The 12775-nt window shown below is 62.9% G+C and carries 9 protein-coding genes; 4 read left to right on the forward strand and 5 right to left on the reverse strand.

Annotated elements, in window-relative coordinates:
• Positions 1-10: 10 nt before the first annotated feature.
• Positions 11-1189, reverse strand: a complete 1179-nt coding sequence (locus AB6809_RS12670; protein ID WP_371026774.1) for a diguanylate cyclase domain-containing protein — start codon at positions 1187-1189, stop codon at positions 11-13.
• A 329-nt stretch (positions 1190-1518) separates the two neighbouring features.
• Here AB6809_RS12670 and AB6809_RS12675 point away from each other — a divergent pair, with 329 nt between their 5' ends.
• Positions 1519-2721, forward strand: coding sequence for a hypothetical protein (locus AB6809_RS12675; RefSeq protein ID WP_006046641.1), 1203 nt, complete (start codon positions 1519-1521; stop codon positions 2719-2721).
• Between the two features lie 54 nt (positions 2722-2775).
• On the opposite strand, the gene AB6809_RS12680 is transcribed toward AB6809_RS12675, so the two are convergent.
• Genes AB6809_RS12680 through mhpT form a run of 3 tightly spaced genes read right to left on the reverse strand, consistent with a single transcriptional unit; the run spans position 2776 to position 6934 of the window.
• On the reverse strand, positions 2776-4482 hold the full coding sequence (locus AB6809_RS12680) for a tannase/feruloyl esterase family alpha/beta hydrolase (RefSeq protein WP_371026775.1): 1707 nt from the start codon (positions 4480-4482) through the stop codon (positions 2776-2778).
• Positions 4483-4492: 10 nt separating this feature from the next.
• Positions 4493-5635, reverse strand: a complete 1143-nt coding sequence (locus AB6809_RS12685; protein ID WP_029965926.1) for a porin — start codon at positions 5633-5635, stop codon at positions 4493-4495.
• A gap of 57 nt (positions 5636-5692) precedes the next feature.
• Positions 5693-6934, reverse strand: a complete 1242-nt coding sequence (gene mhpT, locus AB6809_RS12690) for a 3-(3-hydroxy-phenyl)propionate transporter MhpT (RefSeq protein WP_006046638.1) — start codon at positions 6932-6934, stop codon at positions 5693-5695.
• Between the two features lie 443 nt (positions 6935-7377).
• Between mhpT and AB6809_RS12695 the strand changes: the two genes are divergently transcribed.
• The 3 genes from AB6809_RS12695 to AB6809_RS12705 all read left to right on the forward strand — a co-directional run bounded on the left by AB6809_RS12695 (position 7378) and on the right by AB6809_RS12705 (position 11728).
• Positions 7378-8214, forward strand: coding sequence for a p-hydroxycinnamoyl CoA hydratase/lyase (locus AB6809_RS12695; RefSeq protein WP_006046637.1), 837 nt, complete (start codon positions 7378-7380; stop codon positions 8212-8214).
• Positions 8215-8309: 95 nt separating this feature from the next.
• A complete protein-coding gene (locus tag AB6809_RS12700; protein ID WP_371026835.1) occupies positions 8310-9761 on the forward strand; it encodes an aldehyde dehydrogenase in 1452 nt (483 codons plus the stop codon).
• Positions 9762-9838: 77 nt separating this feature from the next.
• Positions 9839-11728 carry a feruloyl-CoA synthase gene (locus AB6809_RS12705; RefSeq protein ID WP_371026776.1) on the forward strand — a complete coding sequence of 630 codons (1890 nt, stop codon included), beginning with the start codon at positions 9839-9841 and terminating at the stop codon, positions 11726-11728.
• A 75-nt stretch (positions 11729-11803) separates the two neighbouring features.
• Here the strand turns inward: AB6809_RS12705 and AB6809_RS12710 are convergent, their stop codons facing one another.
• Positions 11804-12493, reverse strand: coding sequence for a hydrolase (locus tag AB6809_RS12710; protein WP_371026777.1), 690 nt, complete (start codon positions 12491-12493; stop codon positions 11804-11806).
• Between the last annotated feature and the right edge of the window lie 282 nt (positions 12494-12775).

Raw genomic sequence — 12775 nt, forward strand, 5'->3', positions numbered from 1 at the left:
ACGCAACACGTCATCTTGCAACCGTAAGATGCACCACCTTCCCCGCCTCTTCCACCCGATTCCCACCCAGCGACTTCGCGCGATAAAGCGCCCCGTCCGCAGCGGACAGCAGTTCGGCAAGCGGCTGACCCGCGTGCGTCGAATGCGCGAGGCCGATGCTGACCGTCGCCCGGACTTCCGCGCCGTTCACGCGATGCGAGACCGTCTGCGCGAAGCACTCGACAATCGCCTCGCCCACCGCTTTCCCGCGCGCTTCGTCATGGCCTGGCAACAGCGCGGCGAACTCTTCTCCGCCGATGCGCGCCAACACGGCATCGTGGCCCACCACGCGGCGGGCCACTTCAGCAAACGACCGAAGCACTTCGTCGCCGGCATGGTGACCGTAGCGGTCGTTGAGCTTCTTGAAGTGATCGAGGTCGAGCGCAAGCAGCGACAAGGGCCGGTTCTTGCTGCCCTCGCCGAGAACGCGTTCGCCTTCCTCGAAGAACCATCTGCGATTGCCAAGACGCGTCAGAAAATCGGTTTGCGATTCCTGCAGGAGCCGGCCATGCGTTTCCTCGCGGATGAGCTTGAGTAGAGTCATCGGCAGAACGACCGAATAGAGCACGCCTTCATACATGGTTATCGCGCTCGCGATCAGCAACAGGTCATTGCCGTACCGCGCGACGAGCCACGGCAGGGCGAGCGCCCGCATCGCATAAGTGAGCGCGTGAATGCCCGTCACGGCGACGGCGATATAGCGCGATTGCAGCGCTTTGAAGTCGTCGCTTCGGAGTAGTTCGCGCGACGTCATGCCGCTCGCGAGCGCGATCGGGATCGCGCTAACGTAGGCCCAGACCGTGCTCTCCCAATGCGCGCCGCTCGCCATCCAGACGAGCGCCATCACGACGACCAGTCCGAAAGACGCGGCTCGATATTGCCGTCCGTTCAGCAACGCGACACCGTGCAGCACCAGCAAATAGCCCGTCAAAATGACCAGATTGCTCAGCGCGGAACCCCACGGGCCGGGCACGTCGCGACGAAACACGGCCGCCGCGCAACCGATTGCGAGCGTCGCATAGGCGGCTGCCAGTACTCTCAACTCCGTGCTGCGCTTCGGATGACTGCGGTGCTCCCAGAGCGTCATTCCGGAACTGGCGAAAAGCGTTCCGATGATCAGGAGATAGAGGGTAAGAAGATCGACATGCATCGCTGACGGAAGGGTTCAACGCCAGCAGATTGCGGCGGCTGCGGCATTTTACCGTGCCGCCGCATTCCCCGATGCAGGTGAGCTAAATGACGCCCGGTTTCTCCCGACACGCCAAAATGCGACATAAAAAGTCGCAAAACGTTGTTATTCAATCCGTTTATTCCGCAAATGCATCTGCTAACCTCAAACTGCCGATTTGTATGAGCGGGCGCCTGTGCGCCAGCTTCGCCATTCCGTTGCAGCCGGTCTGCGCAGCGAGGGGCATGCCGCGCAGTTAACGCGGCGTCTGCTTCCACGTATTCAATTTCAACCAAGGCATGGAGCACGCAATGTTGGAACGGCTGTATTCACGATCCGCCCTGATTGGCGCCTTACTGATTCTTGCCGGCTGCGGCGGTGGAGGCGGCGGCGGAGCCTCGAACCCAGGAGCCAACGGTGCGGGCGCCGCGGCACCCGCGCCCGCTGCATCGGGCACGAACGCGACGACACCCACGCTGGCCGCCGCGACGCCCGTGATCGACGGCACCACGCTTGGCGACGCGAACTGGCCGACAGGCTCCACGTCTTCGGGCGGAACCGGGCAGCCGGTTAGCGGGCTTAACTGCGCGGTGCGCAGCACGGCTTACACGTACACGCATCTGTCCATCTATCAGAATGGCCGCCTGCTCGCGGTGCCTGCCAACATCGGCACGGTCGGTCCGACGATGGCCGCGCAAACGGGTTGCGCGTATCCGCTGCATACCGTCGATGCAAGCGGCAAGATCCATATGGATACGACGACCGGCGCGTCGTACACGCTCGGTCAGTTCTTTGCGATCTGGGGCGAAACGCTGGGCGCATCGAGCGTCGCCGGGCTGAGCGGATCGCCGGTTACGATCTATGTGAACGACGGCGGCACGCTGTCGAAATACACGGGCGATCCTGCGAGCCTCGTGCTTCCGCCACATGGCGAAGTCACCGTGATGGTCGGCACGCCGCTGACGCAGATTCCCACTTACACATGGACCGATCCGCCGCCGTTCGATCCGAAGCCGATCACGTTGGCCTACGGCGGTGTGGTCGGCACGACGTTCTGGCCGAACGGCAATACGTCGACGGGCGGCACCGGCGCAGCGGTCGACGGATTGATCTGTGCCGCGGGCATGGCCGAGCTGTATCACGTGCACGCGCATCTCGCGATCATCAAGGACGGTCAATGGCTCGCGCTGCCGGCCAACGTGGGCATTCTTTCGCAGTGCAACTACGAGATGCATACGCACGACCAGACCGGCATCATCCATATCGAAACGCCGACGCTTAAGACCTTCACGCTCGGTCAGTTCTTCGACATCTGGGGGCAGCCGCTTTCCAGCACGAATGTCGCGGGCATCACGGGGGACGTGGTGGCGTATATCAACGACAACGGCGATTCGCGCCGCTATATGGGCGACCTGCGCAACATCGAATTGACTTCGCTGCGCGACGTCACGCTGCAGATCGGCACGCCGCCGATAAGCACACTCGCGACTTATTCGTGGTACGAGCCGCAGTGATGTGACGGTATTTCTGTGTGAACGCGGCGCCGACGCCGGCGCCGCGTTCACACATCAACTACACGAAAAGCTGGCTGCTGAATTCACATCCCCGCTCTTGTAGCGCGCGACCTTCGGATAAGGACACAGCGGCCGCGTGCGGCCCGCGCCCCAATTCGCAGGCACTTCGCTGTTCGGCAACGCGTTGCTCGCATCGCGCGCGGTCGCGATCACGCTATCGGGCGCCTTGCCCTGCTCTACCCACGCGATCATCGGCGTCAGCATGTCGAACTGGTCGGCGGCGGGACCACCCGAACAATGGTTCATTCCGGCGACGGTATAAAGCCGCGCGAAACTGCTCGCATCGCCGCCATTGGCCGCCATCAAGCGTTGATACCAGTCGGTCGTATCGTTCGATGAGAACACGGGGTCGCTCGTGCCGTGATACACCATCAGCTTCGCGCCGCGTCGCTTGAGTGCACCGAGGTTCGTTTCATCCGGCGGCGTCATGAACGACCACGACGATTCCGAGTAAGCGCCGCTCGTCGCGAAGATTTTCGGTGCGTCGGTATCCATGCTGAAGTTCAGCGCATAAGCCGACAACTGCGCGAGCAACGACGCGCTTTGCGGCGGCGTCGTAAATGTGAACGCAGCCGCGGCGGGATCGAGCGTGATCGAATTGGTCTGCTTCCACTGCGCCCAGCCTGCGCCGCTCACGCCGACATCGTACGGAAAGCTCGCGTAAAGCGCCGTGCCCGCGCTGTTGCGCGCGCCGGAGAACACATTGCCGATTGCATCCTTCTGCGCGGTGGTCAGGCATGTGCCGTCGCGCACGTCGCCCGAGCAGGTCGGCACGTCCGCAGCGAGGCTGAAGTTCGCCTGGCATGCCTTAATATCCTGCACCATGCCGTCCGCGGCGCCATCGAGCGCATCGCACTTCGCGATGATTCGCGAGGCCACCAGTTGCCGTTCCGCAGCGGTAAAGCCGGTCTTGATGTCGGGCAGGCCATTCGCGGTCGTTGCGGTCGCAACCTTGGCGAGTTGCTGCGCGCCCCACATTTCGCCGATAGCCGCCTTCGGCAAATGAAAGCCCGGATCGCCGGAAATGATGCCGTCGTATTCCGCCGACGACCTCGCCGCCGCCACCATCGCGTGACGCCCGCCGTTCGAGCAGCCTTCGAAATAGCTGCGATCCGGCGCCTTGCCGTACGCGGTGCGAATCGCCTGCTTGGCCATCGGCGTGAGCGTGGCGACCGCGTTATAACCGTAGTCGATGCGCGCTTGCGGATCGAGGCCGAACAGCGGATTCTGCGACGACGAGTGGCCGGCGTCCGAGCTGATCACGGCGAATCCCATGTTCAGCGCGTCGTTGAGCGGACCGCCTCCGCCGATCTCGCCCGTCGCCGTCACGATGTTGCCGTCGAGCCCGCCGTTGGCCTGATAGAAGAAGCGCCCATTCCATGCAACGGGCAGACGCATTTCGAAGCCGATCGCATACGTTTTTCCGTCGACGGCACTCACGCGCTGATTCATCTGCCCTTGCACGAGGCAATGTTCGGCAATCGGTTTGCCCGCCACCTTCAGTGTTCCAGCGGGTACGTCCTGCACGGAACTGAAGGTGGTGTTCGCGAACGACAACTTGCTGGCCAACGCCGCGCAATTGCCGACGAGCGCCGCGGGTGTCGCCGCGCTCAGACGCGGCAACGTCGACGTGTCGTCCGTCGAGCCGCCGCATGCACTCAACGCGGCGGAAACACATACCGCAATCACAGACTTTCTCATTCGATGTCTCCTAGAATGCGTGCTTGATGCCGAGCATCACGCCGGTTTGTCCGATGCCCGCCGCGGGCGTGGTGCCGCCACCGCCGCCGCTTACCGAATAGCGCGCCTTCGCGCTATTCGCGAGATACGCCGCTTGCGCGTACACCGACGAGCGCTTGCTCAGCAGATACGTGGTGCGCAACGTGCCCATCGTCGCGCGCGAATCGTGCGCACTGTTGATGATGCGGAACACTTCTCCATCGACGACAAACGCGGGCGTCACGAAGTACGACGCGCCCACGAAGAAAAGATCGGAGCGCACGTTCGGCACCGCCGGCGAATCCGTTACCACGCGACGGCCCAGCCAGCCCGCGCCGACTTTCGCGCCTGCGTATTGCGCGTAGGCGCTGACATGCGTGCGCGCGTCCTTGTCCGCGCCGTTGGAGAGCACTGTGGGCGGCACGCCGTCGAAGAAATTCGCCTGTCCACTCGCACCGCCGCGCTGCTCCTCATACGATGCCGCGACGCCGAAGTACTGCGCGTCGTACTTGAGCATCACCGACCAGTCGCGACATTCCGTTGGGTGCCCGGCGACCGAGCCCGCGCATGTGCCCTGCCCCGGCGAATTGCCGGTGCCCGCCGAATCGCGGCCGAACGAGTAGCCCGCGCCGAGCGTAAAGCCCTTGTACGTGCCCATGTAAGTGACCGAATTGTCGGCGCGCGCATTCGGCACATAAGCGTCGAGCGAACCCATGCCGTAGATGTCCGGTCCGATAATGTCCGCGCCTTGCAGCGCGAGATACGTCATCGTGTATTGCCGGCCGAATGCAAGCGTTCCATAAGGCGCCTTGAGGCCGACGAAAGCCTGTCGTCCGAACAACCGGCCGCCCTGTCCCGAACTGCCGTCGCGAACGTTGAAGCCGCTTTCGAGTGTAAACACGGCGCTATAGCCGCCGCCCAGATCTTCGACGCCGCGCAGGCCCCAGCGTGACGGCAGCTCGCCCGTCACGGCAGGCATGCGAAACACGTGACCGCCCGCGGCGTTCGCATGCGATACGTATTCGATGCCCGTATCGACGATGCCGTAGAACGTGACGCTCGACTGCGCGAACGCCGTCGTGCTGAGCGCACAAAGCGCGCTCGATACCAGAAGCCGGGTCGTGGTTGTTTGCATCGCGATTGTCTCCAAACGTAGTGTTGTTATTTCAATGTCGATACTCAGGATGGCTTATCAGTCCGCCGCACGCGGCCGGCGAATCAGCAACAACGCCGCTGCCGCCGCAATCAACGTGACGGGAATGCTTGCACCGATGACCGTCGACGAACTGCGGCCCATCGCAAGCAGTTGGCCTGCGGCGAGCGGCCCGACGACCGAACCCACGCGGCCCACGGCCACCGCTGCGCCGACGCCGGTGCCGCGCATTGCCGTCGGATAGAACGCGGCGGAAAGCGCATACAGCACCGATTGCCCGCCAATCACGAACATCCCCGCGCAGAACGCGGACACGGTCAGCGCCGCAAAGCTGGGCGCGATCGACAACGCCGCGAGCGACGCGATGATGCCGACGTACATACCGGACACAACAACGCCGCCGCGCAGACGATCCATCAACATGCCGATGAAGAGCGCGCCGAGTCCGCCGCCGATGTTGAAAAAGATCTGCACGTAGCCCACTTCGGCGCGAGCGAGTCCGCGCGCCGCCATCAGCGAGGGCAGCCAGTTGAGCAGGAAGTACAGGACAATTAGCGTGCAGAAGTAGCTGACCCAGATTTGCAGCGTGGAAAGCCCGCGGTTCGCGCCGAACAGCACTTCGCCGATAGGCGCCGGTTTTGCGTTCATGCCGTGCGACGCGCGCTGGAATGCGCTCGATTCGGGCAGGCAGGCCAGCAGCAGCGGCACCAGAATCAATGGCCCCGCGCCGCCGACATAGAAGATATGACGCCACTCCGTATCGCCGATACTCACGATGCCGACGATCGAAGCGATCACTCCGCCAAACGGAATGCCGCAATACATCACGCTGACCGCCGTGTTGCGCGACTTCGGCGACACCGCTTCCGACGACAACGCGATCAGGTTCGGCAGCGCGCCGCCAAGACCGATGCCCGTCAACACGCGCACGAACACCAGCATGCCGAAGCTGCTGACGAGCGCCGTCGCGATCGACAACAAGCCGAACAGACACGCGCATAGAATCAGGATGCGTTTGCGGCCGATACGGTCCGCGAGCCGTCCGCCGAGCATCGCGCCAGGCAACAGTCCGAAGGTGCCGGCACTGAACGCGAGCCCCATTTGCGCGACGCTCAGGCCGAATTCGCGCGCCATGCGCGGCGCCGCGACGCCCACCGATTGGAGGTCGAGTCCTTCGAGCAGGGCAACCGCAAAACAAAGGCTCAATGTCACGACGGCGCCGGTTCGCGCGGCGGGCTGCGTGATGCCGTCTGCCGGCAAGGCTGTTCGGGTGGATTTCATGTCTGTCTCCTTTCGACCGGAGCCGACGCGCGAGCGTCTTACCGCGGTCTCATGCAAGTTGATTGCTGCTTGTTATGTCGATGTCCGCCGATCTTCAACGTCGTATGTATCAGGCCACCTGAGATTCAGAGCGAAGAAAAGCGCGTTCGGGAGAACGCGCAGAAGTTCGCTGCGATCGAGCATATTAAATATCAGGCACCCTGACAAAACAAGAACCGCGTCTTTGGTGAATACCCCAGGTATCGAGCGCAATGACGAAACGCAACGGCAGCGCCAAGGGTTTTCCCCGATCACATAGCGATTGTGTCGCAGGCCGCTTGATACTAGACTTGTATCAGGTTACCTGATACGAAACGCCGCTTCGGACGCAAGCGGAAACGCTATCGGGTACTCGCACATCACGACACACATTGATACGCGCAAAAAGCGCTGGAGCTACGAACATGGCAAGTTATGAGGGTCGCTGGAAAACGGTCGACGTAAAGGTCCAGGAAGGCATTGCATGGGTGATGTTCAATCGTCCCGAGAAGCGCAATGCAATGAGCCCCACGCTCAACAGCGAAATGGTGCAGGTTCTGGAAACGCTGGAACTGGACGCCGATGCAAAAGTACTCGTGCTGACCGGCGCGGGCGATGCATGGACGGCCGGCATGGACCTGAAGGAGTACTTCCGCGAAGTCGACGCGGGCCCGGAAATCCTTCAGGAAAAGATTCGTCGCGACGCCTGTCAATGGCAATGGAAACTCTTGCGCATGTACTCGAAGCCGACCATCGCGATGGTCAACGGCTGGTGTTTCGGCGGCGGCTTCTCGCCGCTCGTCGCGTGCGATCTCGCGATCGCAGCCGATGAAGCGGTGTTCGGCCTCTCCGAAATCAACTGGGGCATTCCGCCGGGCAATCTGGTGAGCAAGGCGATGGCGGATACGGTCGGACATCGGCAGGCGCTCTACTACATCATGACCGGCGATACGTTTGACGGAGCGCAAGCCGCGGCAATGGGCCTCGTCAACAAGAGCGTGCCGCGCGAGCAGTTGCGCGCGGAGACGGTCGCGTTGGCGGGCAAGCTGCTCGAAAAGAACCCGGTCGTTCTGCGCGCCGCGAAGCATGGCTTCAAGCGTTCGCGCGAACTGACCTGGGAGCAGAATGAAGACTATCTGTACGCGAAGCTCGACCAGGCGCAATTGCGCGATCCGGAAAAAGGCCGCGAGGAAGGACTGCGGCAGTTCCTCGATCAGAAGTCGATCAAGCCGGGGCTTCAGGCATACAAGCGCAGCGAATGAAACGTGAATGAAGCGTGAATGAAGCTAGTCTGCGTGCCGGCGCTTTCGACGCGCACGGCACGCAAAGCAGGAACAACATGAAGGAGACAGCCATCGTGAACGAAGTAAGCATGTTGATCGGCGGCAAGGACTATCCGGCGTCGAACGGCGCGACGTTCGAGCGCATTAACCCCGTCACCGGCGAGGTGGCTTCGCGTGCGCCGGCCGCGACGCTCGCCGATGCGGACGCCGCAGTTGACGCCGCCGCGGCCGCGTTTCCCGCGTGGTCCGCATTGCGGCCCACCGAGCGCCGCGCGCGTCTGCTAAAAGCCGCTGACATCATGGACGCGCGAGCCGGCGCATTCATCGAATGCGGCATGGCGGAAACGGGCGCGATGGCGAACTGGTACGGCTTCAATGTGCATCTCGCGGCCAACATGCTGCGCGAAGCGGCCGCCATGACCACGCAAATCGACGGCAGCGTGATTCCCACCGACACGCCCGACAACATCGCGTTGGCCGTTCGCCAGCCGTGCGGCGTGGTGCTCGGCATCGCGCCGTGGAATGCGCCGGTGATTCTCGGCACGCGCGCGCTCGCCATGCCGCTCGCGTGCGGCAATACGGTCGTGCTGAAGGCGTCGGAAGCCTGCCCGGCCGTGCACAGAATGATCGGCAGCGTGCTGCATGAAGCGGGCCTTGGAGACGGCGTCGTCAATGTCGTGACGAACGCGCCGGAAGATGCAGCCGCCATCGTCGAACGTCTGATTGCGCATCCTGCCGTGCGGCGCGTGAACTTTACCGGCTCGACTCACGTGGGCCGCATCATCGCGATGCATGCCGCCAAGCATTTGAAGCCCGCGTTGCTCGAACTCGGCGGCAAAGCGCCCGTGCTCGTGCTGGACGATGCGGATCTCGACGCGGCCGTGGATGCGATCGCATTCGGCGCGTTCTTCAATCAGGGGCAAATCTGCATGTCGACCGAACGCGTGATCGCGCATCGCAGCGTGGCGGATGCGCTCGTCGGCAAGCTGGCCGAAAAGACCCGCCAACTCGTTGCGGATGCACCGACCGCTCACGGCGCAGTGCTCGGCGCGATGGTCAGCGCTCAGGCTGCGCAACGCGCAACGGCATTGGTCGACGATGCGCGCGAGCATGGCGCGACGATACTCGGCGGCGGCGCATTGAGCGGCGCGATCATGCAACCCACCATCGTCGATCGCGTGAGCCCGGCCATGAAGCTATACGCCGAGGAATCGTTCGCGCCGGTCGTGACGGTGCTGCGCGTGGACAGCGACGACGAAGCCGTGCAACGGGCGAACGACAGCGAGTTCGGTTTGTCGGCGGCCGTTTTCAGCCGCGATATTGCGCGTGCAATGAGCGTCGCCAAACGCGTCGAGTCGGGCATTTGCCACATCAACGGGCCGACTGTGCACGACGAAGCGCAGATGCCGTTCGGCGGCGTGAAGGGCAGCGGCTATGGATGTTTTGGCAGCAAGGCGTCGATTGCGGAGTTCACCGACCTGCGCTGGATTACGATTCAGACAGGCCCGCGCCACTATCCGATCTGACACGCACGCCGTGTATCGGCATCATTCGAATCCGCGTTCTTCGCAACAGACGAAAGACGGCAGGAAGGAGACAATCAGTGAATTTGCAGCCGACGCAATCCAGTGTCGACAATGAAACCTCCGTGCGTTATCGCGACGTGCGGATCGGATCGGCGCCCGCACGCGTTCGCCGGGAGGCAGACGTCTGGTACATGGAGTCGACCGCGCAACCCGGCGCGTACCCGAAGCGTCTGACCGACCGGCTCGCGAGCGGCGCGCAACAGCATCCCGATCGCTGGCTCGTCGCGCGCCGCGGCGCGGACGGCGCATGGCGCGGCATCAGCTATGCGCAGATGCTCGAGCACGCGCGCGCAATCGGCCAGGCGCTGCTCGATCGCAAGCTGTCGGCTGAGCGGCCCGTCGCGATTCTCTCGGGCAACGATCTCGAACACATGATGATCGCGCTCGGCGCAATGTGGGCCGGCGTGCCGTACGCCCCTATTTCGCCGGCCTATTCGCTCGTTTCCAGCGATTACGGCAAGCTGCGCCACGCGCTCGAACTGCTCACGCCCGGCCTCGTGTTCGCGACGGACGCCACTGCGTTTGCCGCCGCGATCGACACAACCTTGCCCGCCGATGTCGAAGTCGTTGCGGCCACCGGTTCGTGCGGGCGCGCGATAACGAATCTCTCCACGCTGCTCGACACTGCGCCCACAACGGTCGATGCCGCGCATGAAGCCATCGCCGCGGACAGCATCGCCAAGTTTCTCTTCACGTCCGGCTCGACGATGTTGCCGAAGGCGGTGCCGACCACGCATCGCATGCTGTGCAGCAATCAGCAGATGCTGCTCGAAACATTTCCGCAATTCGCCGACGAGCCGCCCGTGCTGGTCGACTGGCTGCCGTGGAATCACACCTTCGGCGGCAGTCATAACGCGGGCATCGCGCTCTATAACGGCGGCACGCTTTATATCGACGACGGCAAACCCGTCGGCAAGAAATTCGACGAGACGCTGCGCAATCTTCGTGAGATTGCGCCGACAATCTACTTCAATGTGCCGAAAGGCTGGGAGGAATTGACGAGCGCGCTCGAAAACGACGCAACACTGCGCGAGACGTTTTTCTCACGCGTGAAGGTGTATTTCTTCGCGGGAGCCGGACTTTCGCAGGCAGCGTGGGATCGTTTGCAGCAGGTCACGGAGCGCCATTGCGGCGAGCGCATTCGCATCATGGCGGGCCTCGGCATGACGGAAACGTCGCCGTCGTGCCTCTTCACCACGCTCCCTGCGATGTGCGCGGGCTATGTCGGCGTGCCCGCGCCCGGTTGCGAAGTGAAACTCGTGCCCGTGGCGGGCAAGCTCGAAGCGCGCTTTCGCGGACCGCATGTGATGCGCGGCTATTGGCGCATGGACAGCGCGGCCACTGCGAAATCGTTCGACGAAGAAGGCTATTACTGCAGCGGCGACGCGCTCAAATTCGTGGACCCGCAGCAGCCGGAACTGGGTCTGATGTTCGATGGCCGCATCGCCGAAGACTTCAAGCTGAGCTCGGGCACGTTCGTTAGCGTGGGGCCGATGCGGGCGCGCGTTATCTCAGCCGGCGCTCCGTATGTGCAAGACGTGGTCGTGACAGGACTCAATTGCGACGATGTCGGCATGCTGGTGTTCCCGCGACTCGACGATTGCCGGCGGCTCGCGCAACTGCCTGAATCGGCGAGTGCATCCGAGATCGTGAATGCGCCTGCCGTGCGGCAGTTCTTCACGGAACTGCTAGAGCGGCTCAATCGCGAATCGACGGGCGGCGCAACCACGATCGCGCGATTGCGTCTGCTCCACGTCGCGCCATCGCTCGATCTCGGCGAAATCACCGACAAAGGCTCGATCAACCAGCGCGCAGTGCTCACGCATCGCGCCGAGCTCGTGCAGGCGTTGCATGATTCCGTTCGGCGCGATCCGGACGCGATATACGCGCCGCACGTCTGGGTGTAAAACCAAATGACGCGGCGCGCGGGCTACGAGGCCGTAAGAGCCCCGAGGGCCGCGAATCGCGGCCCATTCGCTTACTTACTTGCGTGCCGGCACGGGCGCGAGCACCTCATGCGTTCCGGCCGCGCGCTGCGCCGCCTTGTGGACCATCGTGTACGCGTAGTCGACGCCCATACCGTACGCGCCCGAGTGCTCCTTGACGATGCCCATGACCGCGTCGTACGTCTCTTTGTGCGCCCAGTCGCGCTGCCATTCGAGCAGCACCTGTTGCCACGTCACCGGCACCACGCCGGCCTGAATCATGCGCTGCATCGAATATTCGTGCGCTTCTTTCGACGTGCCACCCGATGCGTCCGCAACCATATAGATCTCGTAGTCGCCTTCGTCCATCGCGCACAGCGAGAAGGTGTTGTTGCAGACTTCCGTCCACAGGCCCGCGACCACGACTTTCTTGCGGCCATTTGCGGCGAGCGAGTCACGCACTTTCCGGTCGTCCCACGAATTCATCGACGTGCGCTCAAGCACCTTGTGGCCCGGGAATACATCCAGCAACTCGGGGTACGTATAGCCCGAAAAGCTCTCCGATTCCACCGTCGTGATGGTGGTCGGAATATTGAACACGCGCGCGGCCTTCGCGAGGCCCACTACGTTGTTCTTCAGCACCTGACGGTCGATCGACTGGACGCCGAAAGCCATCTGCGGCTGCTGGTCGATGAAGATGATCTGCGAGTTCGCAGGCGTGAGGACTTGGAGTTTCGGATTAGCCATGGTTTTGTAGATCCTGAAGGTCGAAAAGGGGTCTGCTGACAGGTCGACTGACGGGTTGACTGTCAGCGGGAACGCGCGCCGCACTTGCTTCTGCTGCGAGGAACTGCAATGCAGTCTATCGGCGGCCCTCTGCGGAGTCCTTGTCCAGGTCCTTAATCGTTCTTAAAAATAACAAAGCGAAAGCTGGCGACATTAAAAGCCGACGAAAGCCCCGCCCAACAAGCCTGAAGCGCTTGCGGCCGCGCAGGCACAGGCCTTGCTGCCAATGCAGGTTGGGTCGGC

It is taken from the genome of Paraburkholderia sp. RCC_158 (assembly GCF_041355255.1).
In the GTDB taxonomy this organism is placed as follows: Bacteria; Pseudomonadota; Gammaproteobacteria; order Burkholderiales; family Burkholderiaceae; genus Paraburkholderia; species Paraburkholderia graminis.

Excerpts from the sequence above, each read along its gene's own strand:
- AB6809_RS12670 (WP_371026774.1), bottom strand. The coding sequence starts at position 1,189 with ATGCATGTCGATCTTCTTACCCTCTATCTCCTGATCATCGGAACGCTT.
- AB6809_RS12675 (WP_006046641.1), top strand. The coding sequence starts at position 1,519 with ATGTTGGAACGGCTGTATTCACGATCCGCCCTGATTGGCGCCTTACTG.
- AB6809_RS12680 (WP_371026775.1), bottom strand. The coding sequence starts at position 4,482 with ATGAGAAAGTCTGTGATTGCGGTATGTGTTTCCGCCGCGTTGAGTGCA.
- AB6809_RS12685 (WP_029965926.1), bottom strand. The coding sequence starts at position 5,635 with ATGCAAACAACCACGACCCGGCTTCTGGTATCGAGCGCGCTTTGTGCG.
- mhpT (WP_006046638.1), bottom strand. The coding sequence starts at position 6,934 with ATGAAATCCACCCGAACAGCCTTGCCGGCAGACGGCATCACGCAGCCC.
- AB6809_RS12695 (WP_006046637.1), top strand. The coding sequence starts at position 7,378 with ATGGCAAGTTATGAGGGTCGCTGGAAAACGGTCGACGTAAAGGTCCAG.
- AB6809_RS12710 (WP_371026777.1), bottom strand. The coding sequence starts at position 12,493 with ATGGCTAATCCGAAACTCCAAGTCCTCACGCCTGCGAACTCGCAGATC.